Source organism: Pantoea sp. BJFS-204 (assembly GCF_049310725.1).
Taxonomy (GTDB): domain Bacteria; phylum Pseudomonadota; class Gammaproteobacteria; order Enterobacterales; family Enterobacteriaceae; genus Pantoea; species Pantoea agglomerans.
On sequence record NZ_JBMOWE010000006.1, the window covers coordinates 191,420 to 218,259 of the forward strand.

27 protein-coding genes are annotated in these 26,840 nt (G+C 56.9%); 19 read left to right on the forward strand and 8 right to left on the reverse strand.

Annotation, left to right across the window (positions count from 1 at the left end; genetic code table 11):
* Positions 1-35: 35 nt before the first annotated feature.
* Positions 36-2,585 carry a peptidoglycan glycosyltransferase/peptidoglycan DD-transpeptidase MrcA gene (gene mrcA, locus ACO6VX_RS17150; RefSeq protein ID WP_022624040.1) on the reverse strand — a complete coding sequence of 850 codons (2,550 nt, stop codon included), beginning with the start codon at positions 2,583-2,585 and terminating at the stop codon, positions 36-38.
* Positions 2,586-2,701: 116 nt separating this feature from the next.
* On the opposite strand from mrcA, the gene pilM reads away from it, so the two are divergent.
* Genes pilM through hofQ form a run of 5 tightly spaced genes read left to right on the forward strand, consistent with a single transcriptional unit; the run spans position 2,702 to position 6,120 of the window.
* Positions 2,702-3,508, forward strand: coding sequence for a type IV pilus biogenesis protein PilM (gene pilM, locus ACO6VX_RS17155; RefSeq protein ID WP_089415015.1), 807 nt, complete (start codon positions 2,702-2,704; stop codon positions 3,506-3,508).
* A complete protein-coding gene (locus ACO6VX_RS17160; protein ID WP_191920622.1) occupies positions 3,508-4,050 on the forward strand; it encodes a PilN domain-containing protein in 543 nt (180 codons plus the stop codon). The genes pilM and ACO6VX_RS17160 overlap by 1 nt, the downstream gene beginning before the upstream one ends.
* Positions 4,043-4,537: a hypothetical protein gene (locus tag ACO6VX_RS17165; RefSeq protein ID WP_010253138.1), complete on the forward strand. Its 495-nt coding sequence runs from the start codon at positions 4,043-4,045 to the stop codon at positions 4,535-4,537. Before ACO6VX_RS17160 ends, ACO6VX_RS17165 begins: the two co-directional genes overlap by 8 nt.
* Positions 4,527-4,910 carry a HofP DNA utilization family protein gene (locus ACO6VX_RS17170; protein ID WP_062759602.1) on the forward strand — a complete coding sequence of 128 codons (384 nt, stop codon included), beginning with the start codon at positions 4,527-4,529 and terminating at the stop codon, positions 4,908-4,910. Before ACO6VX_RS17165 ends, ACO6VX_RS17170 begins: the two co-directional genes overlap by 11 nt.
* Positions 4,849-6,120, forward strand: coding sequence for a DNA uptake porin HofQ (hofQ, locus tag ACO6VX_RS17175; RefSeq protein WP_187508389.1), 1,272 nt, complete (start codon positions 4,849-4,851; stop codon positions 6,118-6,120). The genes ACO6VX_RS17170 and hofQ overlap by 62 nt, the downstream gene beginning before the upstream one ends.
* Before the next feature lie 91 nt (positions 6,121-6,211).
* Here hofQ and ACO6VX_RS17180 read toward each other — a convergent pair whose 3' ends face one another.
* Positions 6,212-6,385: a hypothetical protein gene (locus ACO6VX_RS17180; RefSeq protein ID WP_223265993.1), complete on the reverse strand. Its 174-nt coding sequence runs from the start codon at positions 6,383-6,385 to the stop codon at positions 6,212-6,214.
* Between the two features lie 97 nt (positions 6,386-6,482).
* On the opposite strand from ACO6VX_RS17180, the gene aroK reads away from it, so the two are divergent.
* From aroK to trpS, 7 genes are all read left to right on the forward strand, one after another.
* A complete protein-coding gene (gene aroK, locus ACO6VX_RS17185; RefSeq protein WP_003852989.1) occupies positions 6,483-7,004 on the forward strand; it encodes a shikimate kinase AroK in 522 nt (173 codons plus the stop codon).
* A 38-nt stretch (positions 7,005-7,042) separates the two neighbouring features.
* The gene (aroB, locus tag ACO6VX_RS17190; protein ID WP_010253124.1) at positions 7,043-8,131 is read left to right on the forward strand and encodes a 3-dehydroquinate synthase; all 1,089 of its coding nucleotides are present in this window, start codon (positions 7,043-7,045) and stop codon (positions 8,129-8,131) included.
* 72 nt (positions 8,132-8,203) lie between these two features.
* A complete protein-coding gene (locus ACO6VX_RS17195; protein ID WP_010671569.1) occupies positions 8,204-9,256 on the forward strand; it encodes an SPOR domain-containing protein in 1,053 nt (350 codons plus the stop codon).
* 93 nt (positions 9,257-9,349) lie between these two features.
* Positions 9,350-10,165: an adenine-specific DNA-methyltransferase gene (gene dam / locus ACO6VX_RS17200; protein ID WP_010671570.1), complete on the forward strand. Its 816-nt coding sequence runs from the start codon at positions 9,350-9,352 to the stop codon at positions 10,163-10,165.
* A gap of 67 nt (positions 10,166-10,232) precedes the next feature.
* Entirely contained in the window at positions 10,233-10,916 is a 684-nt protein-coding gene (gene rpe, locus ACO6VX_RS17205) for a ribulose-phosphate 3-epimerase (RefSeq protein ID WP_010253116.1), read from the forward strand.
* Positions 10,900-11,577, forward strand: coding sequence for a phosphoglycolate phosphatase (locus ACO6VX_RS17210; RefSeq protein ID WP_010253114.1), 678 nt, complete (start codon positions 10,900-10,902; stop codon positions 11,575-11,577). The genes rpe and ACO6VX_RS17210 overlap by 17 nt, the downstream gene beginning before the upstream one ends.
* Positions 11,578-11,593: 16 nt before the next feature.
* Positions 11,594-12,595: a tryptophan--tRNA ligase gene (gene trpS / locus ACO6VX_RS17215; RefSeq protein ID WP_010253111.1), complete on the forward strand. Its 1,002-nt coding sequence runs from the start codon at positions 11,594-11,596 to the stop codon at positions 12,593-12,595.
* A 58-nt stretch (positions 12,596-12,653) separates the two neighbouring features.
* Here the strand turns inward: trpS and cysG are convergent, their stop codons facing one another.
* From cysG to nirB, 3 genes are read right to left on the reverse strand one after another with little or no spacing between them, the layout of a single operon-like run.
* The gene (gene cysG, locus ACO6VX_RS17220; RefSeq protein WP_010671571.1) at positions 12,654-14,018 is read right to left on the reverse strand and encodes a siroheme synthase CysG; all 1,365 of its coding nucleotides are present in this window, start codon (positions 14,016-14,018) and stop codon (positions 12,654-12,656) included.
* Between the two features lie 45 nt (positions 14,019-14,063).
* Positions 14,064-14,390 (reverse strand): nitrite reductase small subunit NirD, encoded by a 327-nt coding sequence (nirD, locus tag ACO6VX_RS17225; protein WP_010253107.1) that lies wholly within the window; start codon positions 14,388-14,390, stop codon positions 14,064-14,066.
* Complete coding sequence (nirB, locus tag ACO6VX_RS17230; RefSeq protein WP_422458237.1) at positions 14,387-16,927, reverse strand: nitrite reductase large subunit NirB; 2,541 nt, start codon at positions 16,925-16,927, stop codon at positions 14,387-14,389. The genes nirD and nirB overlap by 4 nt, the downstream gene beginning before the upstream one ends.
* Before the next feature lie 217 nt (positions 16,928-17,144).
* On the opposite strand from nirB, the gene ACO6VX_RS17235 reads away from it, so the two are divergent.
* Complete coding sequence (locus tag ACO6VX_RS17235; protein WP_029519456.1) at positions 17,145-18,422, forward strand: cytosine deaminase; 1,278 nt, start codon at positions 17,145-17,147, stop codon at positions 18,420-18,422.
* A gap of 35 nt (positions 18,423-18,457) precedes the next feature.
* On the opposite strand, the gene tsgA is transcribed toward ACO6VX_RS17235, so the two are convergent.
* On the reverse strand, positions 18,458-19,636 hold the full coding sequence (gene tsgA, locus ACO6VX_RS17240) for an MFS transporter TsgA (RefSeq protein WP_010671573.1): 1,179 nt from the start codon (positions 19,634-19,636) through the stop codon (positions 18,458-18,460).
* A 261-nt stretch (positions 19,637-19,897) separates the two neighbouring features.
* Between tsgA and ppiA the strand changes: the two genes are divergently transcribed.
* The 5 genes from ppiA (at position 19,898) to argD (ending at position 23,242) form a co-directional block, all read left to right on the forward strand.
* Positions 19,898-20,470, forward strand: a complete 573-nt coding sequence (gene ppiA, locus ACO6VX_RS17245; protein ID WP_003852970.1) for a peptidylprolyl isomerase A — start codon at positions 19,898-19,900, stop codon at positions 20,468-20,470.
* Between the two features lie 99 nt (positions 20,471-20,569).
* Positions 20,570-20,740: a YhfG family protein gene (locus ACO6VX_RS17250; protein ID WP_010253095.1), complete on the forward strand. Its 171-nt coding sequence runs from the start codon at positions 20,570-20,572 to the stop codon at positions 20,738-20,740.
* Positions 20,730-21,323 carry a putative adenosine monophosphate-protein transferase Fic gene (locus ACO6VX_RS17255; RefSeq protein WP_022624052.1) on the forward strand — a complete coding sequence of 198 codons (594 nt, stop codon included), beginning with the start codon at positions 20,730-20,732 and terminating at the stop codon, positions 21,321-21,323. Before ACO6VX_RS17250 ends, ACO6VX_RS17255 begins: the two co-directional genes overlap by 11 nt.
* A gap of 41 nt (positions 21,324-21,364) precedes the next feature.
* Positions 21,365-21,940: an aminodeoxychorismate/anthranilate synthase component II gene (locus tag ACO6VX_RS17260; RefSeq protein ID WP_307378719.1), complete on the forward strand. Its 576-nt coding sequence runs from the start codon at positions 21,365-21,367 to the stop codon at positions 21,938-21,940.
* Between the two features lie 81 nt (positions 21,941-22,021).
* Positions 22,022-23,242 carry a bifunctional acetylornithine/succinyldiaminopimelate transaminase gene (gene argD / locus ACO6VX_RS17265; protein ID WP_022624054.1) on the forward strand — a complete coding sequence of 407 codons (1,221 nt, stop codon included), beginning with the start codon at positions 22,022-22,024 and terminating at the stop codon, positions 23,240-23,242.
* Position 23,243: 1 nt separating this feature from the next.
* Here the strand turns inward: argD and ACO6VX_RS17270 are convergent, their stop codons facing one another.
* Both ACO6VX_RS17270 and crp read right to left on the reverse strand, forming a co-directional pair.
* Positions 23,244-25,319, reverse strand: a complete 2,076-nt coding sequence (locus ACO6VX_RS17270) for a YccS/YhfK family putative transporter (RefSeq protein ID WP_010253083.1) — start codon at positions 25,317-25,319, stop codon at positions 23,244-23,246.
* Between the two features lie 57 nt (positions 25,320-25,376).
* The gene (gene crp, locus ACO6VX_RS17275; protein WP_003852956.1) at positions 25,377-26,009 is read right to left on the reverse strand and encodes a cAMP-activated global transcriptional regulator CRP; all 633 of its coding nucleotides are present in this window, start codon (positions 26,007-26,009) and stop codon (positions 25,377-25,379) included.
* 303 nt (positions 26,010-26,312) lie between these two features.
* Here crp and ACO6VX_RS17280 point away from each other — a divergent pair, with 303 nt between their 5' ends.
* The gene (locus tag ACO6VX_RS17280; RefSeq protein WP_010253071.1) at positions 26,313-26,717 is read left to right on the forward strand and encodes an OsmC family protein; all 405 of its coding nucleotides are present in this window, start codon (positions 26,313-26,315) and stop codon (positions 26,715-26,717) included.
* The last annotated feature ends 123 nt before the right edge of the window (positions 26,718-26,840 follow it).

Genomic DNA, 26,840 nt, shown 5'->3' on the forward strand with positions numbered 1-26,840 from the left:
TCGGCCTTTTTTACAGTGCGGTTTCGTGGGTCGCATCAGAACAGCTCGTGACTCTCACCGTTATCCATAATGGTGGTACCCACATCATGGACCGAATATTCGGTTGGCTGGGTGCCATTGATGAAGTACTCCTGACGGGTGTTACCCCCCCCATTTGCCAGCTTGCCGGTACTGCGATCAATAGTGACGGTGACCACACCATCCGGCGGCGTTAACGGCTGCACCGGTACACCATCCAGCGCACTCTTCATGTACTCATCCCATGCCGGTTGTGCGCTCTTAGCACCGCCTTCATAGCCCGAAATCTGATCGGGAATGGCGCCGGAGAGCGTGCTGCGGCCCAGATTGCGGCGCGCATCATCAAAGCCGATCCAGACTGAGGTGACCACGCCAGGGCCGTAACCCGAGAACCAGGCATCTTTCGAGCTGTTAGTGGTACCGGTTTTACCGCCGATATCATTACGCTTAAGGTCACGCCCGGCACGCCAGCCTGTTCCCATCCAGCCCGGTTCGCCAAAGATGTTACTGTTCAGCGCGCTCTTGATCAGGAAGGTGAGCGGGGTGTTGATCACGTGGGGTGCATATTGCTGCTCACCCTGTTGTGCCTGAGCGGGAACCTGCTCCAGTTCAGGCTGAGGAACGGCCTGATTCTGGTTGTTATTTGAGGCAGCAACGTTCTCGACGCTCTCTTCATTCAGGGCCAGCGCTTTTTTGGTCTCGCCGTAGATCACCGGCAGATTGCACTGCGGGCAGGCGATCTTCGGTTTCTCTTCAAATACGAGGCCGCCCTGTTCGTTCTCAATCCGGGTGATGAAGTAAGGATCGACCAGGAAGCCGCCATTCGCCATCACGGAGTAGCCGCGCACCACCTGTAACGGGGTAAACGAGGCCGCACCTAATGCCAGCGATTCGGTGTGAACAATGTTCTGAGCCGGGAAACCAAAGCGCTGCAGATACTCAGCAGCGTAATCCACGCCCATCGCACGCATCGCACGCACCATCACCACGTTTTTCGACTGGCCTAAACCCTGACGCAGACGAATCGGACCATCGTAAGTTGGCGGTGAGTTCTTGGGACGCCAGTCAGCACCCGCACCCGCATCCCAGCGTGAAATCGGCACATCGTTAAGGATTGAGGCGAGCGTCAGCCCGCGATCCATTGCGGCGGTATAGAGGAAAGGCTTGATGTTAGAGCCGACCTGACGCAGCGCCTGGGTCGCACGGTTAAACATGCTCTGGTTAAAGGCAAAGCCGCCTACCAGCGCGCGCACCGCACCATCATTCGGATCCAGCGAGACCAGCGCCGAGTTCACATCCGGCACCTGGCCCAGCCACCACTCATCACCCACTTTGCGCACCCAGATCTGCTGGCCTGCCTGCAATACCTGCGTCACGCTTTTCGGCGTCGGGCCCTGCACGGTGTCAGACTTATAAGGACGCGCCCAGCGCACACCGGCTAATGCCAGCGACACATTGCTGCCATCTTTCAGCATCACCGTCGCTTCATCGCTGCGCGCTTCCGTTACGACTGCCGGATTGAGCGGACCATAGACCGGCAGCGTCTTCAGCGCTTTCTCAATCTTCGTCTGATCCCAGGCCGGTTCACCCACTTTCCACAGCACGCTGGTCGGGCCGCGATAGCCATGACGCATATCGTAGGCCATGACGTTATTGCGAACGGAGGTCTGCGCGGCTTCCTGCAGGCGACGGGTCACGGTGGTGTAGACCTTGTAACCGTCGGTGTAGGCATTCTCGCCGTAGCGTTTCACCATCTCCTGACGCACCATCTCGCTGAGATAGGGGGCAGAGAAAGCGATTTCCGGGCCGTGATACTTCGCGACCAGCGGCGTATTACGCGCCTCATCATACTGCTGCTGCGTGATGTAATGCTGATCCAGCATACGCGCCAGCACCACGTTGCGGCGCGACAGGGCACGACTCGGCGAGTAAAGCGGGTTAAAGGTGGAAGGGGCTTTCGGCAGACCGGCAATCATCGCCATCTCACTCAGCGACAGCTGGTCAACCGGCTTACCAAAATAGACCTGTGAGGCTGCGCCAACGCCATAAGCACGGTAGCCGAGGTAGATCTTATTCAGGTAGAGCTCAAGGATTTCATCTTTGTTCAGCAACTGCTCAATGCGTATCGCCAGGAACGCTTCCTTTATTTTACGCATCAGGGTGCGTTCCGGGCTCAGGAAGAAGTTACGGGCCAGCTGCTGAGTGATAGTACTGGCACCCTGCGAGGCATGACCGGAGACCAGCGCAACGCTGGCCGCACGGAAAATACCCACCGGATCAACACCATGGTGCTCATAAAAACGGCTATCTTCGGTCGCAATAAACGCTTTCACCATCACAGGTGGCACTTGCTGCAGAGTCAAAGGAATACGGCGCATTTCGCCATACTGGGCGATCAGATCGCCATCGGCGCTGTAAACCTGCATAGGGGTTTGCAGACGCACATCTTTCAGCGTGTTTACGTCGGGCAGCTGTGGCTCTATGTATTTGTATAAACCATAAATCGAGCCAGCTCCCAACAGGATGCAACACACTGCAAGGATCAATAAATACTTTACGAACTTCACCTGGAATTTCCCATCTGTTGTCGTTTGAGCAGTTTATAAACAACCGCGCGGTAGTATAAAGGCAAGCCAGACGCTTTGATATGTCCATTTTCCCGGACGATAAGGAGATCGCGCGTATGGCTTTTCATACCTGGCAAATTGGGCTGGATATTCAGAATAGGCAGATTTGCGCCCTGGCCCTCCAGCCTCGTCGTGATGGCTGGCAGCTACGCCACTGGTGGCAGCAGCGGCTGCCGCAAGATACGTTAAGAAACGGCGTGCTGCAATCTTCGCCTGAATTACTGGCGGCCTTAACGACCTGGCGTCAGCGGTTACCACGCCGTTATTCGCTGCGGGTCGGATTGCCTGCCCAGCTGGTGCTGCAGCGCCAGCTTCCCCTGCCTGCGCAGTCGCTGAATGAGCCCGCGCTGGGGCACTACGTGCAGGCGGCCGCGCGCCGTCTCTTTCCGCTGGAGCCCGCTGCGCTGGCGCTGGATTACCGACCGGATGCGCAGAGCGGTCAGCTCTGCGTCACGGCAGCGCGGCTGGAGATTATCGACCAGTGGGCGGCACCCCTGTTGCAGGCGGGTTTAAAGCCGCAGGTGTTCGAATTAACCACCGAGGCGCTGAAGCGGTTAGCCCGGCAGGCAGCGCTGCAGGACGATGCGGTACTGGTTCTGCAGCAGGATAACCGCTGGCTCTGGAGCGATGCGCACACCGCTGCTGACACAGGCGAAGCCGCCACGCTGGAGGCACTGCAACGGCAGGCCTTTCCCGGGGCGCGTTCTGTCGCCTGGTGTACTGCAGAGCAGGCGCCGTTGCCTGCAGACGTTAGCGCGTTTTCCCCTTTTGATCTGTTTCGTTATAAGCAGCCACCTTTGCCGGAGAATCCGGGCGCTTTTGCGCTGGCGGCCGGGCTGGCGCTGCGCGACGGAGATGAGTGATGGTCGCGGTTAATCTGCTGCCCTGGCGGCAGCGCCGTCGGCAACAGCAGCGGCGACAGAGCCTGGTCGTGCTGTCACTGGCGACTGGCGCCCTGTTACTGGTGGTGATGCAGCAAACCTGGCGGATCCAGCAGACGCGTCAGCAGGTGGCAGAGGCGAGCAGGACGCAGCAGCAGGCGCTGGAAAGCCTGGGGCAGCAGTTAGCGCAACAAAAGCAGTTACTGGAGCAGCTCGCGGTCGTGCAAAAACAGCAGGCGAAGCATCGCCAGCAGGCTGCACAACTGGCCGCCTGGCAGCAGTTCTGGCTCGATTTACCCGCGTTGCTGCCCGACACCGCCTGGCTGACCCGGCTGGAAAAGCGCGACAACCGTCTGACACTGGAGGGGCGGGCACAGGATATGGCGGCAGTCCGACAGTTCCGCCAGCAATTAACCACTGTGGCCCTGTTTGGTCTGGTGAAGCAGGGCGGGGTTAAGCGTCAGGCTGATGGCCATTATCGGTTTTCACTGCGGGCAGAGATGCAGGAGGTGAACAGTGAGTGAATGGTGGGAGCGCTGGTGGCAGATGGCCGCTATTGCGCGCTATGGCTTGCTCGCCGCACTCTTATCCGGTCTGCTGCTGCTCTCCTGGATCCTGTGGTTACGGCCACAGCAGCAGGCGCTCATTGCTGAACAGCAGACGCTGTTGCAGTTGACCCGCACTCTGCAGCTGCGCCAGCACCAGTGGCGTCAGAACCCTGATAATGCACAGTTGCAGGCGCAGCTGCAGTCGATGCAGATCGCGAGATCAGCATCTGCATCGGGCCGTGCAGTGGAAGAGATCCTGGCGGCACGCCGTAGCCAGCTGGAAGAGTGGCAGCCGGACGCCCCCTCACGCATGCTGACGCTGCATCTGCAGTGGCCGGCGTTCCAGTCGCTTTTTGCCGAGCTGGCCCAGGCCTCCGCACCGTTTCCGGTGCATTTCCAGCTGCTGGCGCAGCCGCAGTACCTGGTGGCTCAACTCTGGCTGGAACCTGACGATGCGCCATAGTCTGCTGATTTTACTGTTGTGCTGTGGCGGCGTACTGGCGCGCGATCCGTTCCGGCCTGTAGCCGGTTCCGTCTGTGAGGCGTCAGTGGAACCGCTCACCGGCTGGCGTCTGCAGGGGATTATTGGCCGGGAGGCGCATTTCCATGCCTGGCTGCTGACCCCGCAGGGAGAGAGTATTACGGCCCGCACCGGCAAGCCATTTCCATTCGCACCCTGGCAACTGGCGGATATGACCCGCCGCAGCCTCACCTTAGCGGTGGCGAATAGCTGCAACGCACAACAGACCGTATTTTATTTAAAAGGACGTTCGCATGATAAGGATAACCACTCTGCTGCTGCTACTAAGCTGCCTGCTGCCGGTTTACGCCGCTGATGAGGAGCCTCTCAGTCTGACTTTTGATAACGCTCCGGTAGAGCGTATTTTGCAGGCGCTGGCTGACTATCAGCAGATCAATCTGATGATTGCGCCAGAGGTTGAAGGTTCGTTATCGCTGCGGCTGGATAACCTGCCCTGGCATCAGGCGCTCGACCTGGTGGCGCGCATGGCAAAGCTGACGCTGGTTGAACAGGATAATGTCCTGCTGGTCTATCCGGAAAGCTGGCAGCAGGCTCAGCAGCAGGCACGTGAGGCTGAGAAGCAGTCGCAGTTGCAGCAGGTTCCTTTGCAACAGCGCGCTGTGATATTGCGTTATGCCAGCGCCAGCGAGGTGTATGCCAGCCTGCTGAGTGAGCGTCAGTCGCTGATGACACCACGCGGTAGCGTGACGGTCGACAAACGCACCAACGCATTGTTACTGCGCGATAGTGCGGCGGCTTTAAAAGAGACGGAGCGCTGGATACGGGCGCTGGATCTGCCACTGGAACAGATTGAACTGTCAGCCCACATCGTTACTATCAGCGAGGAGCATCTGCAGGAGCTGGGCGTGAAGTGGGGATTGCAGGCGGGGGACGCCGCCGTAACAGATATCCTGCATCATCCCCGGCTGGATGTTCCGCTGGCGGTGAGTTCACCCGGCATCAGCGTGGGTATGGCGCTGGCGCGCATCGGAGGGCAGCTTCTGGATCTGGAGTTAAGTGCGCTGGAGCAGGAGAATCAGATTGAAATCATCGCCAGTCCGCGCCTCTTTACCTCACATCAGCAGACCGCCTCGATTAAGCAGGGCACAGAAATTCCTTATGAAGTGTCGGCAGGAAACAGCGGTGCCACCAGTATTGAGTTTAAAGAAGCGGTGCTGGGTATGGAGGTGACACCGACGATTTCCGGCAATGGCCGCATCCAGCTGAAGATCCATATCAGTCAGAATATGCCGGGTCGCAGCATCAGAACCGGCGATAGCGACATATTATCCATCGATAAACAGGAAATTGAGACTCAGGTCACGGTCAGTGACGGGCAAACACTGGCGTTAGGCGGTATCTTTCAGCAGCAGCGCACCCGCGGACAGAATCAGGTGCCGCTACTGGGAAATGTGCCGCTGATTGGCGGGTTGTTTCGCCAGCAATCTGATCAGCGCAAAAAAAGAGAGCTGGTGATCTTCATTACGCCGCGATTGGTCAGGGAAGCAGCGCTTACGGCTGGATAAAACGGAAAATGCGTCCCTTAAGGCCATCTGCGTTGACGCAGGAGAGGAATTAGCTTACAAGGTTTAGCGATTTTCAATACGGTGTAACCGTCTATGCTGGGTAAATCCCGGCAAACAGATCAGAAAACTCCTCTGTACGCAGCGTTGTAAAGACGCAGCGCTGGCGCGTTACAGTTTCGCGAACACAGGCCAATTCAGAAATGGATGTGCTGAAGGCAATATAATCGGTTGCCAAACAGCCTTGAGTGTTGAGATAATTTTTCATCTGACTCTTGCTAACGCTCATGAGGTCTCAGTTCCTGTCCCGCCAGCAAATGCTGAACGCGGGGTATCATTAACGAATTCTTAGTAATACCGACAAAATGGCAGAGAAACGCAATATCTTTCTGGTTGGGCCGATGGGTGCCGGCAAAAGCACTATTGGCCGTCAGTTGGCTCAGCAACTCAACATGGAGTTCTTCGATTCCGATCAGGAAATTGAGCGACGCACCGGAGCGGATGTGGGCTGGGTTTTTGATGTCGAAGGCGAAGCTGGCTTTCGCGATCGCGAAGAAAAAATCATTAACGAACTGACCGAGAAGCAAGGCATCGTCCTGGCGACAGGCGGTGGTTCCGTCAAATCCCGGGAAACGCGTAATCGTCTCTCCGCCCGCGGTGTTGTGGTTTATCTTGAAACCACCATCGAGAAGCAACTGGCGCGCACCCAACGTGACAAAAAACGTCCGTTGCTGCAGGTGGATTCACCGCCGCGTGAAGTGCTCGAAGCGCTGGCTGGCGAACGTAACCCGCTCTACGAAGAGATCGCCGATGTAACCATTCGCACAGATGATCAGAGTGCGAAAGTGGTGGCGAATCAGATTATCCACATGTTGGAAAAAAGTTGATCCAACGTTCGAAGGCTCCTTAACAGGTATCGGGCATCATGGAGAAGATCACCGTCTCACTGGGGGAACGCAGTTACCCCATCACTATCGCTGCCGGACTGTTTAACGATCCGGCTTCTTTTTGGCCGCTAACCGCGGGCGAAAACGCCATGGTGGTGACAAACCAGACGCTGGCTCCGCTTTATCTTGACCAGCTGACTGCGCTGCTGACGGCGGCAGGTGTAAAAGTGGATCAGGTGATCTTACCCGACGGCGAGCAATATAAGACGCTGGCCGTGATGGATCAGGTTTTTACCGCGCTCCTGCAAAAGCCGCACGGTCGTGATACGACGCTTATCGCCTTAGGCGGCGGCGTCATTGGCGATCTTACCGGTTTTGCTGCGGCCAGTTATCAGCGTGGCGTACGCTTTATTCAGGTACCGACCACCTTACTGTCGCAGGTCGACTCTTCGGTTGGCGGCAAAACGGCCGTTAACCATCCGCTGGGCAAAAACATGATCGGCGCGTTTTATCAACCCGCGTCGGTGGTGATTGATACTGCCTGTCTGCAGACGTTGCCCGCGCGCGAACTGGCGTCGGGTCTGGCGGAAGTGATTAAGTACGGCATCATCCTCGACGGTGCGTTTTTCCAGTGGCTGGAGCAGAATCTTGATGCCCTGCTGGCGCTGGATGAACAGGCGCTGGCGTACTGCATTCGTCGCTGCTGTGAACTGAAAGCCGAAGTCGTGGCCGCCGATGAACGTGAAAACGGTCAGCGGGCGTTGCTGAATCTGGGCCATACTTTTGGTCATGCGATTGAAGCACACATGGGCTATGGCAACTGGCTGCACGGTGAAGCGATTGCAGCGGGCATGGTGATGGCGGCACGCACGGCTGAACGCCTGGGGCAGTTCCAGGCACAGGAGACGGACCGCATTATTGCTCTGTTCCTGCGTGCCGGTTTGCCGGTACATGGGCCTGAGGCGATGAGTGCGGAGATGTATCTGCCGCACATGATGCGCGATAAGAAAGTTCTGGCGGGCGAATTGCGGCTGGTACTCCCGCTGTCGATTGGCCGCTCTGAAGTGCGTGGTGGCGTGGCACATGATATGGTGCTGGCTGCAATTAATGATTGTCAGCAATCCTGAGATTAAGCAGTTGAGTGGTGACGCGGCGCGCAGGGTGCGCAGTGCGGAATGCCGCTTTACGGAGGAGGCAAAATGGATGAGTTTAAACCGGAAGATGAGTTAAAACCTGACGCCAGCGATCGCCGTCCCTCGCGCCCTCGTAAGTCGTCTCCCGCAGCCAAAATACCGGTTTCGCGCCAGCGCATCATGATGGGTGTCGGGATCCTGGTTCTGCTGTTACTGGTACTGGGTATTGGTTCGGCGCTGAATGGCCCGGATGAGAAAAAACCTGCGACTGCGGGCAATACGCCTGCCGCTGGTGGCGGTTCCGGCAGCGAAAAGAATATCGACCTGGCCGGCTCCTCTTCCATGTCGGGTGGACAGACGACGCCAACCGGCGGGCAGACCACGCCAGCTACCAGCGAAAATAACGCGGCGACCAGCGGTAATGCTGTGTCTGACCCGCAGCGCGACGTCTCAATGCCGCCTGTGGCTTCAACGCCTACGCAGGCCGCCCCTGTTGAGACGCCAGCAAATCAGCAGCGTGTCACGCTGCCGGGCGATCTGAACAGCGCGCTGAGTAATCAGCAGCAGCAGGTCGACAGTGCCGCGATGGGCACGCAGGGTGGCAGTTCACTGCCAACAGCCCCTGCCACGGTCAGCGGCAATGCCGGAACGGCTGCGAATCCGGTTACGGCCCCTGCAGGCCGTCAGACGCCAAACAAATCAAACGCTTCTGCCCGTCCGGCGCACGATTCATCGCATAAAACTGCTTCGAAGCCTGCAACCCGTGACAGCAAAACACATACCACGCCAGCACGTACGCCAGCCCCTTCTGCTCCGGCCACTGCGGCGGCAGGCAGCAGTTCAGCCAGCAAATCATTACCAGGCGGCAGCTATACCCTGCAGCTGAGCGGTGCATCGAAGGCGGAAAGCCTGAATGCCTGGGCTAAGCAGCAGAATCTGAGTGGGTATCACGTCTACAAAACCACCCGTAACGGTCAGTCGTGGTACGTGCTGGTGAGTGGTTCCTATGCCACACCGGCTGATGCCAAACGCGCGGTAGCCTCACTGCCTGCCGAAGTGCGTGCGAAGAACCCGTGGGTTAAACCAGTAAGCCAGGTGAAGAAAGAAGCCAGCCAATAGCGGATGTGGGGCCAGTTTCTGGCCCCGTTTTAAGCGCAGATCTGCTGTCGGTCCAGCCACAGCCTCACAATAAGATGTAATAACCACGACAGCATGAAAAAAAATCGCGCTTTCCTGAAATGGGCAGGGGGAAAATTTCCCTTAGTAGAAGAGATCCATCGCCATCTGCCGCAAGGCGACTGTCTGGTAGAACCCTTTGTTGGCGCGGGTTCGGTGTTTCTGAACACTGAATTTGATCGCTACCATCTGGCTGATATCAACAGTGACCTGATTAATCTCTATAACATTGTTAAAACGCGCACGGCGGATTTCATCCGTGACGCGCAGCTGCTGTTTACGCCGGAAAGTAACAACGAGATCTGTTATTACCAGCGTCGCACCGAATTTAACACCAGCACCGACGCCTACCTGCGCGCGCTGTTGTTCCTCTATCTGAACCGTCACTGTTACAACGGCCTCTGTCGCTATAACCTGCGTGGCGAGTTCAACGTGCCGTTTGGCCGCTATCGCAAACCCTACTTTCCGGAAGCAGAACTGTTATGGTTTGCCGAGCGTGCGCAAAAAGCGACGTTTGTCTGTGAATCGTACGATGTTACCCTGACCAATGCCGGTAAAGGCTCGGTAGTCTATTGCGATCCGCCTTATGCGCCGCTGTCGGCAACGGCCAATTTCACGGCTTATCACACCAACAGCTTCAGCCTGCGTGAGCAGGAGAACCTGGCGGCGTTAGCGGCAAAGCTGGCTTCGTCGGAGGACCGGATTCCGGTACTGATTTCTAACCACGACACTGCACTGACGCGTTTATGGTATCAGGATGCAGAGTTACATGTGGTCAAAGCCCGGCGTTCTATCAGCCGAAGCATAACGGGTCGCACCAAGGTCGACGAACTGCTGGCACTTTATAGCTAGTCTGTTTCGTCCGCGACCAACGCATTACGCCAGCCTGCGTGCTGGCGCACAACAGTGGGAGAATCGGATGAAACAATATTTACTGGCCCCTTCAATCCTTTCGGCGGACTTTGCTCGCCTGGGCGAAGACACAGCCAAAGCGCTGGCGGCCGGAGGTGACGTGGTTCACTTCGACGTGATGGACAACCACTACGTGCCTAATCTGACCATGGGTCCGATGGTGCTGAAAGCACTGCGCGACTATGGCATCACTGCCCCCATCGATGTGCATCTGATGGTGAAGCCGGTAGATGCGCTAATCCCTGATTTCGCCAAAGCGGGTGCCACCTACATCACCTTTCATCCCGAAGCCAGCGAACACGTTGACCGCACCCTGCAAATCATCAAAGAGCATGGCTGCAAAGCGGGTCTGGTGTTTAACCCGGCGACCCCGCTGAGCTACCTCGATTACGTCATGGATAAGCTGGATATCATTCTGCTGATGTCAGTGAACCCTGGCTTTGGCGGTCAGTCATTTATTCCTGGTACACTGGATAAACTGCGTGAAGCGCGCAGGCGTATCGATCAGAGCGGTTACAGCATTCGCCTTGAAGTGGATGGCGGCGTGAAGATCGACAATATTGGCCAGATCGCTGCCGCCGGTGCCGACATGTTTGTCGCCGGTTCCGCGATCTTCGGTCACCCTGACTATAAAAAAGTGATCGATGATATGCGCAACGAACTGGAGAAGGCCAATGGCTCATTTCACTGATATTCGTGCGCTGGCGTTTGATCTCGATGGGACACTGGTGGATAGCGCACCCGGCCTGGCCGATGCGATTGACCGCACGCTGAACGACCTCCGTCTGCCGCAGGCGGGCCTTGAGCGTGTCTCAACCTGGATTGGCAACGGCGCGGATATCATGATGGCCCGCGCGCTGACCTTCGCGCTGGGCCGTGAGCCGCAGCCGGAAGAGCAGCGTGATGCGCGGGCGCTGTTTGACCGACATTATGCCGATACCGTGGATGCGGGCAGTACGCTGTTTCCACAGGTAAAGCAGACGCTGGCCGCCTTAAAGGCCGCCGGGCTGCCGATGGCGATAGTCACCAACAAGCCGACGCCGTTTGTGGCACCGCTGCTGGAGTCGCTTGGCATTGCTGATGCGTTTTCGCTGATTATCGGTGGCGACGATGTGCCGGTTAAAAAACCGCATCCTGCGGCAATTTTTATGGTGCTGGGCACCTTTGGTGTGTTGCCGAATGAGTTGCTGTTTGTCGGCGACTCACGCAATGATATCCAGGCGGCACAGGCGGCGGGCGTACCCAATATCGGCATGACCTTTGGCTATAACTATGGCGAGCCGATTGCCACCAGCCAGCCCGATTTAACCCTCGACTCTTTCGACGAACTTTTGCCCGCTCTGGGGCTGTAAATATCAGGACATAAGTATGAAACCCATCGTTTTCAGCGGCGCACAGCCGTCCGGCGAACTGACCATTGGCAACTATATGGGAGCGCTGCGTCAGTGGGTGCAGATGCAGGATGATTTCCACTGCATTTATTGCATCGTTGATCTGCACGCTATCACCGTGCGTCAGGATCCTGTTGCACTGCGTAAAGCGACGCTGGACACGCTGGCGCTCTATCTGGCCTGTGGTATAGACCCGCAAAAAAGCACCATCTTCGTTCAGTCGCATGTGCCAGAGCACACGCAGCTGAGCTGGATCCTGAATTGCTATGCCTACTTCGGTGAACTGAGCCGCATGACGCAGTTTAAGGATAAATCAGCGCGTTACGAAGAGAACATTAACGCCGGTCTGTTCGACTATCCGGTGCTGATGGCGGCTGACATTCTGCTCTATCAGACCCATCAGGTGCCGGTGGGTGAAGATCAGAAGCAGCATCTGGAGCTGAGCCGCGATATCGCGCACCGCTTCAATGCGATCTACGGCGATATCTTCAAAGTACCAGAGCCGTTGATTCCGAAGTCTGGCGCGCGCGTGATGTCGCTGCTGGAACCGACGAAGAAGATGTCCAAGTCTGACGATAACCGCAATAACGTGATCGGCCTGCTGGAAGATCCGAAAGCGGTCGTGAAGAAGATTAAACGCGCCGTCACCGATTCTGAAGAGCCGCCAGTGGTGCGCTACGATATCAAAGAGAAAGCGGGCGTCTCTAACCTGCTGGATATTCTGTCGGGCGTGACCGGTAAAACTATCGCCGAGCTGGAGCAGGAGTTCGAAGGCAAGATGTATGGTCACCTGAAGGGCGCAGTAGCCGATGCTGTGTCGGGTATGCTCTCTGAGCTGCAGGAGCGTTATCACAGCTTCCGCAACGATGAAGCACTGCTGGAGCAGGTGATGCGTGATGGCGCGGCCAAAGCACGCGCACAGGCGCAGGAAACGCTGAAGAAGGTGTATCAGGCGGTAGGCTTTGTCGCGATGCCGTAATGGCTGAGCAGACAACCAGGACGGCGGGCATTGTGCCCGCCGTTTTTATTTGCCGGACTCAGAACCAGCGCAGGCTGTCACGCAGACTTACCACGCTGCCGATGATCATCAGGCTGGGACTGGTCACCTGACCGGCTAACGCTTCCAGCTCGCTCAGTGTCCCGGTGACCACGCGTTGACGCGTAGTGGTGCCGTTTTCCACCAGCGCCACCGGCATATCGCTGCGCATACCGTGCTTTATCAGCTGCTGCTGAATCTCTCCGGCCTGCGTGAGCCCCATATAAAAGACCAGCGTCTGCTGTTCCGCCGCCAGCGTCTGCCAGGCGAGCGAGCCCTCTTTCTGCAGATGTCCGGTAACCAGTCTGACGCTCTGCGCATGATCGCGGTGGGTCAGGGGAATACCGCTGTAAGCCGCACAGCCCGATGCGGCGGTGATCCCCGGCACCACGCTGAACGGAATCTGCCGCTGCGCCAGCGCTTCCAGCTCTTCACCGCCGCGACCAAAGATAAAGGGATCGCCGCCTTTCAGCCGTACGACCCGTTTTCCCCGCTGCGCCTGTTCGCAGAGCAGCTGGTTAATCTCATCCTGCGGCACGCAGTGATGTCCGGCGCGTTTACCGACAAAGATGCGTTCAGCATCGCGGCGCACCAGATTCAGGATCTCATCGGAAACCAGCCGGTCATAGACGATGACATCTGCCTGCTGGATCAGCTGTAAGCCTTTCAGAGTCAGTAATCCGGCATCACCCGGACCGGCACCGACCAGCGCCACTTCACCCTGTTGGCGAAGGTCAGCGTTAAAGAGCTGGTCGGTAATCTGCTCCGCGCGTTCACTGTCGCCGTTGGCCAGCGTCTGGGCCAGCCGCTGGCTGTTAAAGAAGCGTTCCCAGAAGTGGCGGCGGGCACTGACAGAGCTGAACTGCTGTTTCACCCGCGCGCGCAGAGTGCCTGCCAGCTGAGCCAGCTGGCCAAGGTGTTGCGGCAGCATCGCCTCCAGCTTCTCCCGCAACAGCCGCGCCAGTACCGGCGCGCGTCCACCGGAAGAGACGGCGACCATCAGCGGGGAACGATCGATAATCGACGGCATAATGGCGCTGGCCTGCTGCGGCGCATCCACCAGATTGCAGAAGATCTGCTGTTTTTCGGCGGCTTCAGCCACCTGCTGATTAACCGCATCATCGCTGGTCGCGGCGACCACCAGCCAGCAGCCGGTGAGCCAGTGCGGATCAAACGCCCCTGGCAGCAGCGTGATGGTTTCCTGCTGCGCCCATTGCCGGAAGGCGGGGGAGAAATCAAGGGCACCGACCAGCAGCTCGGCGCCGGCCTCCAGCAGCAGGCGGGCTTTCCGCTCAGCCACGTCACCTGCGCCGACCAGCAGGCAGCGTCGGCCCTGCAGGCGGCAGAATAAGGGGAAGTAGTCCATCAGACGTCCTTAAAAAAGCCCGCGGAGGCGGGCTGTTGACGGGAGTTACAGGCAGACTTCAACCTGTCCGGCATTGACCCGCACCGGCCAGGCCGCCACGGAGCGCGTTTCATCCTCCATGCAGTAGCCATCGCTAAGACGGAAACGCTGCTTTTTCAGCGGGCTGGCAACCCAGAGCGCATCCTGATGTTCAGCAATAATGCCGCGTGACAGCACGCTGGCATCGGCAAAGGGATCGATATTGCTGATGGCATAGAGCTGCTCATCGTTGCGGGGACGGAAGATAGCAACCTGCTGGCCTTTGACCAGCGCGCAGACGCCCGTGGCGGGCAGGATCTGCGTCAGCGGGCACACCGGATTCCACTGGCTCATGATTCGGTCTCCTCAATCAGGGTCACGGCAATGCGTTCATCGGCGCGTGCCGGGCGGTGCTGGTCGCGCTCCGCGACCCGCTGCACGCCAGGATCGCGTTGCGGCGAGTTGATAAAGTGGGCAAAGCGCGTCAGGTGATCCTTATCTTCCAGCGTCGCTTTCCATTCGCAGCTGACGCTGGTACGCAGGGCGGCCAGCTGCTGCTCCATCTGGCTGTTGAGGCCAAGTTTGTCATCCACGATCACCTTACGCAGATAGTCGATGCCGCCTTCCAGACTCTCCAGCCACAGCGAGGTGCGCTGCAGTTTGTCGGCAGTGCGGATATAGAACATCATTAAACGGTCGAGATAGGTGACCAGCGTCTGCTGATCGAGATCGGCCGCCAGCAGATCGCCATGGCGCGGCTTCATGCCGCCGTTGCCGCAGACGTAAAGGTTCCACCCTTTTTCCGTCGCGATAATGCCGACATCTTTGCCCTGTGCTTCCGCACATTCGCGGGTGCAACCAGAGACGCCAAACTTCATCTTGTGCGGCGTACGGATGCCTTTGTAGCGGTTCTCCAGCATCACGCCGAAGCCGAGGCTGTCACCCACGCCATAACGGCACCAGGCGCTGCCAACGCAGGTTTTCGCCATGCGCAGCGCCTTGGCGTAGGCCTGGCCGGTTTCAAATCCGGCGTCGATCAGCTGTGACCAGATGGCGGGCAGATCGTCTTTCTGCGCGCCAAACAGACCGATGCGCTGAGAGCCGGTAATTTTGGTGTAGAGCTGATAGCGCTCGGCGATCTCGCCAATTACTTTCAGTCCCTGGGGCGTGATTTCACCGCCGGGCGAGCGCGGGATCACCGAGTAGGTGCCATCTTTCTGGATGTTGCCAAGGTAGAGGTCGTTGCTGTCCTGTAACGGCGCGTGCTGGGGTTTGAGCACATATTCATTCCAGCAGGAGGCGAGCAGTGAGCCAACCACCGGCTTGCACACTTCACAGCCATAACCCTGACCATAGCGGGCCAGCAGTTCGTCAAAGGTTTTAATCTCCTCTACCTGAATCAGGTGATAAAGCTCCTGACGTGACCAGGCGAAGTGGGCGCAAAGATGGTTATTGACCTCAATGCCCTGACGGCTGAGTTCACTGTTGAGAACCTGGGTGATCAGTGGGATACAGCCGCCGCAACCGGTGCCGGCACGGGTGCTGCTTTTCAGTGCTGCCACGGTATGACAGCCACCCTGTACCGCCTTAATGATGTCGCCTTTACTGACGTCAAAACAGGAGCAGATTTGTGCGGTATCAGGCAGAGAATCGACGCCGATGGCCGGTTTATCCCCGCTGCCGGCTGGCAGAATAAGCGCTTCCGGATTAGCAGGCAGCGGAATAGCATTCAGCACCAGCTGCAGCAGGTTGCCATAGTCGCTGGTGTCGCCCACCAGTACGGCACCCAGCAGGGTTTTCTGATCTTCGCTGATAATCAGGCGCTTGTAGATCGATTTGCTCTCATCCAGCCAGACCACGCTGCGAGCGCCTGGCGTGGTGCCGCGCGCATCGCCAATGCCGCCAACATCAACACCCAGCAGCTTCAGTTTGGCGCTCATGTCCGCGCCGGTAAACGCACTGTCGCGGCCCAGCAGATGGTCGCTGGCGACCTGGGCCATTTTGTATCCCGGCGCCACCAGGCCATAGACGCGATTCTGCCAGGCAGCGCACTCACCGATGGCGTAGATAGTGGGATCGCTGGTCCGGCACTGGTCATCAATGGCGATGCCGCCGCGCGGCCCCAGTGCTAATCCACACTGCTTCGCCAGTTTGTCCTGCGGGCGAATGCCGGTGGAGAAGACGATGAAATCGACCTCCAGCGCGCTGCCATCAGCAAACTGCAGCGTTTTGCCGCCGTGCTCGTGATGCACAATCTGTTGGGTGTTTTTACCGGTGTGGACCCGCACGCCCATCTGCTCAATCTTGCGACGTAGCTGCTCACCGCCTTGCTGATCTAACTGCTCCGCCATCAGCACCGGCGCAAATTCAATGACGTGGGTTTCAATGCCCAGATTTTTCAGTGCGCCCGCCGCTTCCAGCCCCAGCAGGCCGCCGCCAATCACCGCGCCGCGTTTGCTGCGGCGCGAACAGGCTTCGATGGCGTTAAGATCTTCGATGGTGCGATAGACAAAGCAGTCGCTGCCTTCGGCACCGTTAATTGGCGGGATCCACGGATAAGAGCCGGTGGCAAAAATCAGCGTATCGTAATGCACTGCGCGACCGGTACTGGAGTGGATGAGTTTCTCATCACGATTAATGGTGATGGCGCGTTCACCCAGCAGCAGATTGACCTGATGTTTGTCGTAATAGCCTTCACGAACCAGCGACAATTCTTCAGCGGTGTGATGGGAAAAGTAGGCGGACAGGTGGACACGATCATAGGCGACACGGGGTTCTTCACAAAAGACGGTCAGCGAAAACTGGTCAGGTTCCGCTTTCTCTAGTAATTCTTCTATGAAGCGGTGGCCGACCATGCCGTTACCGATAACGACGACATTGTGCTTGCTCATTTTTGCCTCAAATTTGCGATATCTGCGGCTACAATAGCGCGCCGTTTCTGGCACTTATTGATATACATCAACCACGACGCCATATACCTATTAAGAGGTATATGGTTGATTTGAAATAATTTTTTCTGGTGCGGATAACCCGCTGATTATTCGGGCTTGCGGCGGGTCACCTGAATCGTGTTAGTTTTAAAACACAAAACCGGAAAAGGAGTCGGCAATGATGTCACCTAAGTGGATCAATAACGTGCGTTTACCCTGGCGGGATGGGTTATGGCAGATCGCCATCGCCGATGGCAAAATTGCCCGGCTCTCAGCCCAGCCGCAGCACGCTTCACCGGCGGATGAATCGCTGGACGGCGAGGGTGGCTTAGCCTGCGCGCCTTTTATTGAGCCGCATATTCATCTGGATACCACCCAGACCGCTGGCGAACCCGCGTGGAACCAGTCCGGGACGCTGTTTGAAGGCATTGAGCGCTGGGCTGAACGCAAAGCCATGCTCAGTCATGAAGATGTTAAGCGGCGAGCGATGCAGACGCTGAAGTGGCAGATTGCCAACGGCATTCAGTTTGTCCGTACTCATGTTGACGTTTCTGACCCGTCACTGACGGCGCTTAAAGCGATGCTGGAGTTGAAGGCGGAGATGGCGCCGTGGATCACTATCCAGATTGTTGCTTTTCCCCAGGAGGGTATTCTCTCTTATCCCAACGGTGAAGCGCTGCTGGAGGAGGCATTGCGGCTGGGCGCGGATGTGGTCGGCGCGATCCCGCATTACGAATTCACCCGTGAATATGGCGTTGAGTCGCTGCATAAAACCTTTGCGCTGGCTAACCGCTACGATCGGTTGATCGATGTTCACTGCGATGAGATCGATGATGAACAGTCGCGCTTTGTGGAAACCGTGGCGGCGCTGGCGCATCGCGATGGCAACGGCGCGCGCGTTACGGCCAGTCATACCACCGCGATGCACTCTTACAATGGCGCGTATACCTCACGACTGTTTCGACTTCTTAAGCTGTCGGGCATTAATTTTGTCGCGAATCCGCTGGTCAATATTCACCTGCAGGGCCGCTTTGATACCTACCCTAAGCGGCGCGGCATTACGCGGGTGAAAGAGATGCTGGAGGCGGAGATTAACGTCTGTTTCGGCCACGACGATGTGTTCGATCCCTGGTATCCGCTGGGTACCGCCAGCATGCTGCAGGTGCTGCATATGGGCTTACACGTCTGTCAGTTGATGGGCTATGAGCAGATTGATGCGGGGCTGGATCTGATTACGCATAACAGCGCGAAGACGCTGCAGCTGTCAGGCTATGGCATTCAGACCGGCAACGATGCCAGCCTGATTATTCTGCCGGCAGAGAGTGGTTTTGATGCAGTAAGAAGACAGGTTCCGGTGCGCTATTCACTGCGTCGCGGCACTGTGGTGGCAGAGACAAAGCCCGCAGAAAGCGAGATTTACTGGCGGGAGCGGGAGCGGATAGACTTCCGGCGTTAAACAGCAGGGCGGCGATCAATCGCCGCCCTGAATGATTAATGCGTAACGTGACCGTGCGAGCGATGTTTAGTGACCAGCCCCAGCAGGACACACATCACAAACACCACCGCGTAGAGGCCGTTGGCGGTGGCCAGCGCCGTGTGCACGCCGCTCTTCTCAACAATCGGCGCGGTCACCACGAAGGTCAGCATGGTGCCAACGGTGCCGCAGGTCAGAATAAAGTTCACCAGTTTCGGTGACGCCACTTTGGTCTGCAGCGAGCCGAGCGTGATGATGGTGGTGTAAATTGCGCTCGAGCTGAAGCCCAACACCATAATGATCCACTTCAGCATACCGGCATCCTGGCTGCTGACGAACCAGTACATCAGCACGGTAGCCAGTCCCGCCAGCACCATCAGGATGCGTTGCAGATCGAAGAAGCGCAGCAGGAAGCTGAAGGCCCACATCCCCACCATATAAGCGGTCCAGAAGCTGCCCACCAGTTGTCCGGCATCATTAATATTCATGCCCATGACTTTGGTGGCATATTCCGGCACCCAGGAGATAAAGCCAAGCTGGCCCAGAATGTAGCAGAGCGCCGCCACTGCCAGCAGCAGTACGCCCACACCCCATTTTTCTTTCTCAACTGTCGGGCTGTTTTCGGGCTTACGCAGCACCGGGAACTCGACAAACAGCGTCATGATGAAGATCGCGACGTAGATAAAGCCGATGCAGACGTAGACCCAGTACCACGGCAGCTGACGCGCCAGCAGAATCCCCGCCAGCACCGGAAACAGCGTGCCCGCCATGCTGAAGAAGGAGTCGGTAAACAGCAGGCGCGAACCGCGCTGGCGGCCTTCATACATATGGGTGATCAGGAAGGTGCCGATCGACATAGTAATGCCGCTGACCACGCCCAGCACAAACATACAGAGCGAGAAGACGGTCAGATCGCGGCTGGTCATCAACCCGATTATCGCCAGTACCATCAGGACGAAGCCGAAAATCAGCTGACGCTTCAGTGGCACAATCACCATCAGCCAGGCGTTCAGGAAAACCGCCGCCAGGATGCCGCTGTTGAGGAAGGTGAAGGTATTACTCATGCTGGAGATGGGGATCTGGAAATCTTTTGCGATATCGCCCATTACCATGCCGGTAACAATCACCAGCGCGCCGGTAAGCGCGTAGGAGAAGAAGCTTATCCAGGTGAGGCCAATACGATTACGGTTTGTCATGTTCTGAACCTGTTGAGAACCGGGTGCCAAAAAGTGTCAGAAAGTGTAAACGGAACCGTGATCTTAATAAACAACCAGTGAAACCAGAGATCCATATTTCATGTGTTGTGTGATTTTAATCACGTAATTGCCGGGGTTTAACGTTTGCTCCCCTCATTTGCTGCCACAGCGTAAATATAGGTAAAACGCTGGCTCCTGGAATAGAGTCTCTTTACAATCAATCACGTTTTTGTGCCCGCTCTCCCAGGTAAGGAATCTTTCATGTTTAAACGTACTTTAACAGCGGCCATCACCCTGTTAGCGCTCTCTTCCGTTTCCGCCCAGGCGCTGGCTGCAAAAGGTGACACCCACGTTCTGCTCACCACCTCCGCCGGCAATATCGAACTCGAACTGAATAACCAGAAAGCGCCGGTTTCTGTGAAAAACTTCGTTGATTACGTCAACAACGGTTTTTACAACAACACCATTTTTCACCGCGTGATCCCGGGCTTTATGGTGCAGGGTGGGGGCTTCACTACGGACATGCAGCAGAAGCAGACTAACGCGCCGATCAAGAATGAAGCGGATAACGGCCTGCGTAACCTGCGTGGCACGATTTCCATGGCGCGTACCGCCGATAAAGACAGTGCGACCAGCCAGTTCTTCCTCAACGTCGCGGATAATGCATTCCTCGATCACGGACAGCGCGATTTTGGCTATGCCGTATTTGGTAAGATTGTGAAAGGTCAGGATGTGGTTGAAAAAATTTCTCAGGTACCGACCAAAGATGTGGGTCCTTACCAGAATGTTCCATCCAAACCGGTAGTTATCCTCTCCGCCAAAGTCCTGCCTTAAGTCCGTTCGTCGCCATCTGCGGATGGCGACCGCCTGCCGCATCCGGCAAAGCCAGAATTTGCTCTTATACTTAGGGCAAAAACCTGAGCAGGAGGCGGCATGGCGAACAAACTCACCGAAAAACAGAAGGTCACCCTGTGGCGACAGCGGCGTAGCGCCAGCTATCAGGCCAGCTGTCGGCTGGAAGGCTTCTCGCCAAATGAAACCAGCGTAAACAGCGATGATGCGGCCGCACGTCTGGCGTCACTGAGGAGGCAATATGGACTCTAATACCGCCGTCAGCCAGGATCCCTACCTGTGGCAGCATGACAATGTGCTGAAAAACCTGCCCGATATTCACGATGCCGCGCAGCTGCGTAAGGCGGAGCTGAGTTTTAGTGCGGCGCGTGCCGCCACGCTGGAGCTGGGCCCACGTAATCCTGGACTGCCTTACCTGCGCCAGATCCACCGTACGCTGTTTCAGGACGTCTACAGCTGGGCTGGTGAACTGCGCACTATCGATATCTGGCGCGATGAGACGCCGTTCTGTCATTTCGAATATATCGAAAAGGAAGGTAACGCCCTGATGGCCGCGCTGGAGGAGGAGAAGGGCCTTGCTGACCTGCCACGTGACGCGTTTATTGAGCGTGTTGCCCACTACTACTGCGAAATCAATATGTTGCATCCTTTCCGCCACGGCAACGGTCGGGCGCAGCGGATTTTCTTTGAACAGCTGGCGCTGCATGCCGGTTATCTGCTCTCCTGGGAAGAGACTGACGCTGAAAGCTGGAAAGCGGCGAATCAGGCTGGTGTGGCCGGAGACCTGACTCTGCTGGAGCAGGTATTTGCGAAAGTGGTGAGCGAGGCGGCTTAACCGCGTAGAATAGCGGCGCGGGTAATTATTCTGGACTGGCCATGCTGCTGCTTATCGACAATTACGACTCCTTTACCTGGAATCTTTATCAATATTTCTGCGAGCTGGGCGCGCAGGTTCAGGTGGTGCGCAATGATGCCATCACGCTGGAGCAGATGGCGGCGTTACCGCTGACTCATCTGGTGATCTCCCCTGGCCCCTGCACGCCGTCGGAGTCAGGCATTTCGCTGGCGGCGATCCGGCATTTCGCCGGTCAGCTGCCGGTGCTGGGCGTCTGCCTGGGCCATCAGGCAATTGCGCAGGCGTATGGCGCGCAGGTCGTGCGCGCGCGTCAGGTGATGCACGGCAAAACCTCTGCGATTCAGCACACCGGACAGGGCGTGTTCCGCAGTCTGAATAATCCACTGACCGTGACCCGCTACCATTCGCTGATTGTACAGCGCGACTCCCTGCCAGATGCCTTCGAGGTGACTGCCTGGACGGTGCGTGACGGCGAGCCTGACGAAATTATGGGATTCCGCCATAAAACCCTGGCGCTGGAAGGCGTGCAGTTCCATCCCGAAAGTATTCTCAGCGAGCAGGGACATCAGCTGCTGCGCAATTTCCTTGAGCAATAAGTTGCCTTTGAGTGATTTTTTATGCATATTTTGTGATTATTATTTCAAATTTGCACGTCAATCATCTAAATGGGGTCATCAATGGCAGCGGAAAAAATTGCGGTCACGCGGGAGACGTTCGATAACGTTATTTTGCCTGTTTATGCACCTGCGCAGTTCGTGCCGGTAAAAGGCAAGGGCAGTCGTGTATGGGATCAGCAGGGCAAAGAGTATATCGATTTCTCAGGTGGTATCGCCGTCACCGCACTTGGACACTGCCATCCTGCGCTGGTGGAGACGCTAAAAAGTCAGGGCGAGACGCTGTGGCACACCAGCAACGTCTTCACCAACGAACCGGCGCTGCGTCTTGCCAGTAAGTTAATTCAGGCGACATTTGCCGAGCGGGTCTTCTTCGCTAACTCCGGGGCCGAAGCCAACGAGGCCGCCTTTAAGCTGGCGCGCTACTACGCCTGCAAACGTCACAGCCCATTCAAAAGTAAGATTATCGCCTTTCATAACGCCTTTCATGGCCGGACGCTGTTTACCGTCACGGTCGGCGGACAGCCAAAATATTCTGATGGGTTCGGGCCTAAACCGGCGGATATCGTCCATGTGCCGTTCAATGATCTGAACGCAGTAAAAGCGGTCATTGACGATCATACCTGCGCCATTGTGGTTGAACCGATTCAGGGTGAGGGCGGCGTCGTGCCCGCAACGCAGGAATTTATGCAGGGACTGCGTGAGCTTTGCGATCAGCACCAGGCGCTGCTGGTGCTGGATGAAGTGCAGAGCGGCATGGGGCGCAGCGGCAAGCTATTCGCCTATGAGCATTATGGCATCCAGCCCGATATTCTGACCTCAGCCAAAGCGCTGGGCGGCGGTTTCCCGGTCAGCGCCATGCTGACCACTAACGAAATCGCCTCGACCATGGCGCCGGGCGTGCATGGCACCACCTATGGCGGCAATCCACTCGCCTGCGCCATCGCCGAAACTGCGCTCGATATTATCAATACGCCGGAGGTGCTGGCAGGCGTTGAGACACGTCGTCAGCACTTTGTCACGGCGCTGCAGGCCATCGATGCGAAGTATGATCTCTTCAGCGATATTCGCGGCAAGGGTCTGCTGATTGGCGCGGCGCTGAAACCGCAGCATGCCGGTAAAGCACGCGACATCCTGAATGCCGCGGCCGCAGAAGGCGTGATGGTGCTGGTTGCCGGAACCGACGTGATGCGTTTTGCCCCGTCACTGATCATTGAGCCTGCCGACATCGAAGAGGGCATGAGCCGCTTCGCCACGGCCGTCGGCAATGTGCTCAACGGCTAGCTTAGTTTTTACGTAAGCGTCTGATCAGCCAGCGGCCATGTTGCGGCCGCTGGTTCCACGCCAGCGATGAAATGGTGTACATCACGCTCAGATGGTCGAGAATGCGCCGCACATGCTGCTCCACCACCGTGATCGGTCCCTCACTGATGTTCTCCAGCTCATCCAGCAGGTTAACCTGTGAGCTTTCACCATCATATTCCAGCCGCTGCTGACACCGCTGCAGCGCGATTTCACAGGATTGCAGGTAACGCTCAGCCAGCGAGGCAGTGAGCATGGTGTGCTCCCGCGCCAGAATCGTCATGGCGTTGATATGCTCGACGATAAACTGGCTGTGCGTGACCCAGAGCCGCATATCACTCAGATAGCGGGAGTTGAACGCGGGTTCCTGCATCGCCTGATTCAGTGAGTTAAACAGCGCATTGTGTGCCTGATTGACCTTCACCCGCTGATAAGCCAGTTTCTCTGGTGACTGTTCGTCACCCAGCAACAGCCGCAGCGCATCCTGATAAGTTTCCAGTGCGTCATGGGCGTTCTGCCGCAGCAAGCCGCTCTGCCACTGCGGCCACAGCCAGAGCATCCCGCCAAAGGCGATCAGACAACCCATCAGCGTATCCATGAGTCGCGGCAGCAGAAACTGCGCGCCATTCAGCGATAGCAATTGCAGCGAGTAAACCGCCGTGACCGTAAAGCCAATCATCGACCAGCCATAAAACTGGCGGGTAAAGCGATAGCTGATAAAGGTAATCGCCAGCATGATCAGCAGCACCAGCGACTCCGGCACCGCCATGCGCAGCGTGGCGGCCGCGATCACCAGACCGGCAAAAGTGCCCAGCGCCCGGTGCTGAATGCGGACACGGGTAGCGCTGTAGCCGTTCTGGCTGACGAACATGATGGTCATCAGGATCCAGTAGGGTTTGGGGATGTTGAAGAACAGCGCCAGCGCGCTGCCCAGCATCAGCATCACCGCAAAGCGGCCGGCAGTGCGCAGGGCCGATGAACGAAAAGAGAGATAACTGCGCAGCGCCGGTAACAGCGGCAGACGGCGCTGGCGGTCAGCCATCAGATCGCGCTGATAAAGGGGTTTCTGGGTGCGCAGGACCCGCGCGATGCGGTTGAAGTGGTAAAGGCAGAAGTTACCCACCGGATTGTCGGGATGCTGATGGGCGATTTTCTCCAGCGCGCCGAGCTGTTTATCCATCGCAAAGCGATCGGGTAGCTGGTGATAGAGAATGTTATCCGCCAGCACCCGCAACCGGGCCGAGATGGTTTTGGCATTCCAGCGGATCACCGCTTCGGCGTGGCTCTGTTCGACCAGCTTCTGCACCTCTTCCGGCCGATGCAGGCTGACCGAGATATGTTCCTGCAGATCCAGCGCCACCTGAAAGGCGCGCGTCAGCCGTTTATGGCTGTGATCGCGGCTTGCCGACAGCATATGCATCTGCTGATAACAGGTGTTAATCAGATCGACAACTTTCTGCTGGCGAGCCAGCAGCGGCGGCAGCGCCTTTTCCGGATCGGTCAGCTGCGTCAGCAGGGTATATTTTGCGTCGCAGTAGTTAGCCAGCTCGCGGTAGATCAGGCTCAGGCTTTCGCGCATCGGCTGCTCTTTCCACAGCCAGAACCAGAACCAGTTAAACAGCCCGTACCACAGCGTGCCGCCGATATAGAGCAGCGGGGGAACATAGATTGGCATGCGGCCAATCAGGCTCAGGGTAAAGATGGCGGCAATCAGGGTGCCGGGCAGCAGACGGCCATGCAGCGGGCTGATCTCCCCGGTAACGCCGAGCAATAAGGGCATAGCAAACAGGATCAGCGGCAGCGGAATAGCATGGAGGGTGAGCCACTGCATCAGAAAGCTGCCGAGGGCAAACAGGCTGCCGCCAACAATCAGGCGTTTGAAGAAGCGTTTATGCGGGGTATCCAGACCGGCGATGTTGCAGCAGGCGGGCACTAATGAGAACAGCAGACCTTTTTGCAGGTCGCCAGCCAGCCAGCCCAGCGCCACCGGCAGACAGAGCACCAGCGTTTGCCGCAAGGCGTAGTTAACTTCAGGATGGTAAATAATTCGACGCCACATCGGCCCAACACAAACAATAACGGCGTGATGTTGCCATCACGCCGTGGGTGACAGGAATTAGCGGGTGCCGTAAACGACGATGGTTTTGCCGTGTGCGGAGATCAGGTTCTGATCTTCCAGCATCTTCAAAATACGGCCCACGGTTTCACGTGAACAACCAACAATCTGGCCAATTTCCTGACGAGTGATTTTAATTTGCATGCCGTCGGGATGCGTCATGGCATCTGGCTGCTTCGCCAGGTTGAGCAGGGTCTGTGCAATGCGTCCGGTTACGTCGAGGAAAGCGAGGTTACCCACTTTTTCAGACGTCACCTGCAGGCGACGCGCCATCTGCGATGAGAGTCGCATCAGGATGTCAGGGTTAACCTGGATCAGCTGACGGAATTTCTTGTAAGAAATTTCCGCCACTTCGCACGCGCTTTTCGCACGTACCCAGGCGCTGCGCTCCTGGCCTTCTTCGAACAGGCCAAGTTCACCAATAAAATCGCCCTGATTCAGGTAGGAAAGAATCATCTCTTTGCCTTCTTCATCTTTAATCAGAACCGCAACGGAACCTTTCACGATGTAGTAAAGCGTTTCTGCTTTTTCACCTTGGTGAATCAGCGTACTTTTGGATGGATACTTGTGAATATGGCAATGGGACAGGAACCATTCGAGTGTAGGGTCTGTTTGCGGTTTGCCGAGAACCATTCGCTATTATCCTCTGTTGTAATCGTGCCCAAAATACAGGGGGCAGTTTTCCCTGTCAGGCGGTGAAAGCTTCAAGCGTTTCCATTTCAGGAAATTATTCGGGCCGCATCAGGCGCAGTGCGCATCATCCTTCCCGGCTTCGTCATCGGGTGACGAAAAATATTTTCAGCACTGTTTGTAGCACAGCTTTTGCCGACTGTCTTCTGTTGTCTCGCTTCAGCTACGGGCGGATTTCTCTGGATTGCTGTTTACCAGGCGAAAGCGTACTCTGGCGACAAAACAGCGTATTCCGGAGCAAAAATCATGCAGGCAAGAGTGAAATGGGTAGAAGGGCTGACATTCCTCGGAGAATCCTCATCCGGCCATCAGATACTGATGGATGGAAATTCGGGTGATAAAGCGCCCAGCCCAATGGAGATGGTGCTGATGGCGGCGGGCGGATGCAGCGCGATTGACGTGGTATCAATTCTGCAAAAAGGCCGAAACGATGTGGCTGATTGTGAAGTAAAACTGACCTCAGAACGTCGTGAAGAGGCGCCGCGAATCTTTACGCACATCAACCTGCATTTTATCGTGAGTGGTAAAGCCCTCCAGGATAAAGCGGTCTCACGCGCTGTTGATCTTTCTGCTGAAAAATATTGCTCTGTGGCCATCATGCTGGGTAAAGGCGTCAACATTACCCATAGCTATGAAGTGATCGAACTTTAGTAGCCGCAGGGGTTATTGCAGACCTGCTAACTTCACTTCCAGTATCTGATGCAGGTTGCTTTAGGACTGTGCCTGGGCCGGGAATCCGCTTTGATACTGTGCCTGCGTATTGAACAGGGTCAG

Bases quoted from the DNA above. Each gene is read 5' to 3' on its own strand.
- ACO6VX_RS17260 (WP_307378719.1), top strand. From the start codon at position 21,365: ATGCTGCTGCTTATCGACAATTACGACTCCTTTACCTGGAATCTTTAT.
- crp (WP_003852956.1), bottom strand. From the start codon at position 26,009: ATGGTTCTCGGCAAACCGCAAACAGACCCTACACTCGAATGGTTCCTG.
- dam (WP_010671570.1), top strand. From the start codon at position 9,350: ATGAAAAAAAATCGCGCTTTCCTGAAATGGGCAGGGGGAAAATTTCCC.
- argD (WP_022624054.1), top strand. From the start codon at position 22,022: ATGGCAGCGGAAAAAATTGCGGTCACGCGGGAGACGTTCGATAACGTT.
- nirB (WP_422458237.1), bottom strand. From the start codon at position 16,927: ATGAGCAAGCACAATGTCGTCGTTATCGGTAACGGCATGGTCGGCCAC.
- ACO6VX_RS17160 (WP_191920622.1), top strand. From the start codon at position 3,508: ATGGTCGCGGTTAATCTGCTGCCCTGGCGGCAGCGCCGTCGGCAACAG.
- ACO6VX_RS17270 (WP_010253083.1), bottom strand. From the start codon at position 25,319: ATGTGGCGTCGAATTATTTACCATCCTGAAGTTAACTACGCCTTGCGG.
- trpS (WP_010253111.1), top strand. From the start codon at position 11,594: ATGAAACCCATCGTTTTCAGCGGCGCACAGCCGTCCGGCGAACTGACC.
- ACO6VX_RS17255 (WP_022624052.1), top strand. From the start codon at position 20,730: ATGGACTCTAATACCGCCGTCAGCCAGGATCCCTACCTGTGGCAGCAT.
- ACO6VX_RS17250 (WP_010253095.1), top strand. From the start codon at position 20,570: ATGGCGAACAAACTCACCGAAAAACAGAAGGTCACCCTGTGGCGACAG.
- ACO6VX_RS17280 (WP_010253071.1), top strand. From the start codon at position 26,313: ATGCAGGCAAGAGTGAAATGGGTAGAAGGGCTGACATTCCTCGGAGAA.
- ppiA (WP_003852970.1), top strand. From the start codon at position 19,898: ATGTTTAAACGTACTTTAACAGCGGCCATCACCCTGTTAGCGCTCTCT.
- ACO6VX_RS17195 (WP_010671569.1), top strand. From the start codon at position 8,204: ATGGATGAGTTTAAACCGGAAGATGAGTTAAAACCTGACGCCAGCGAT.
- aroK (WP_003852989.1), top strand. From the start codon at position 6,483: ATGGCAGAGAAACGCAATATCTTTCTGGTTGGGCCGATGGGTGCCGGC.
- ACO6VX_RS17210 (WP_010253114.1), top strand. From the start codon at position 10,900: ATGGCTCATTTCACTGATATTCGTGCGCTGGCGTTTGATCTCGATGGG.
- tsgA (WP_010671573.1), bottom strand. From the start codon at position 19,636: ATGACAAACCGTAATCGTATTGGCCTCACCTGGATAAGCTTCTTCTCC.
- ACO6VX_RS17170 (WP_062759602.1), top strand. From the start codon at position 4,527: ATGCGCCATAGTCTGCTGATTTTACTGTTGTGCTGTGGCGGCGTACTG.
- hofQ (WP_187508389.1), top strand. From the start codon at position 4,849: ATGATAAGGATAACCACTCTGCTGCTGCTACTAAGCTGCCTGCTGCCG.
- nirD (WP_010253107.1), bottom strand. From the start codon at position 14,390: ATGAGCCAGTGGAATCCGGTGTGCCCGCTGACGCAGATCCTGCCCGCC.
- cysG (WP_010671571.1), bottom strand. From the start codon at position 14,018: ATGGACTACTTCCCCTTATTCTGCCGCCTGCAGGGCCGACGCTGCCTG.
- pilM (WP_089415015.1), top strand. From the start codon at position 2,702: ATGGCTTTTCATACCTGGCAAATTGGGCTGGATATTCAGAATAGGCAG.
- ACO6VX_RS17235 (WP_029519456.1), top strand. From the start codon at position 17,145: ATGATGTCACCTAAGTGGATCAATAACGTGCGTTTACCCTGGCGGGAT.
- aroB (WP_010253124.1), top strand. From the start codon at position 7,043: ATGGAGAAGATCACCGTCTCACTGGGGGAACGCAGTTACCCCATCACT.
- rpe (WP_010253116.1), top strand. From the start codon at position 10,233: ATGAAACAATATTTACTGGCCCCTTCAATCCTTTCGGCGGACTTTGCT.
- ACO6VX_RS17180 (WP_223265993.1), bottom strand. From the start codon at position 6,385: ATGAAAAATTATCTCAACACTCAAGGCTGTTTGGCAACCGATTATATT.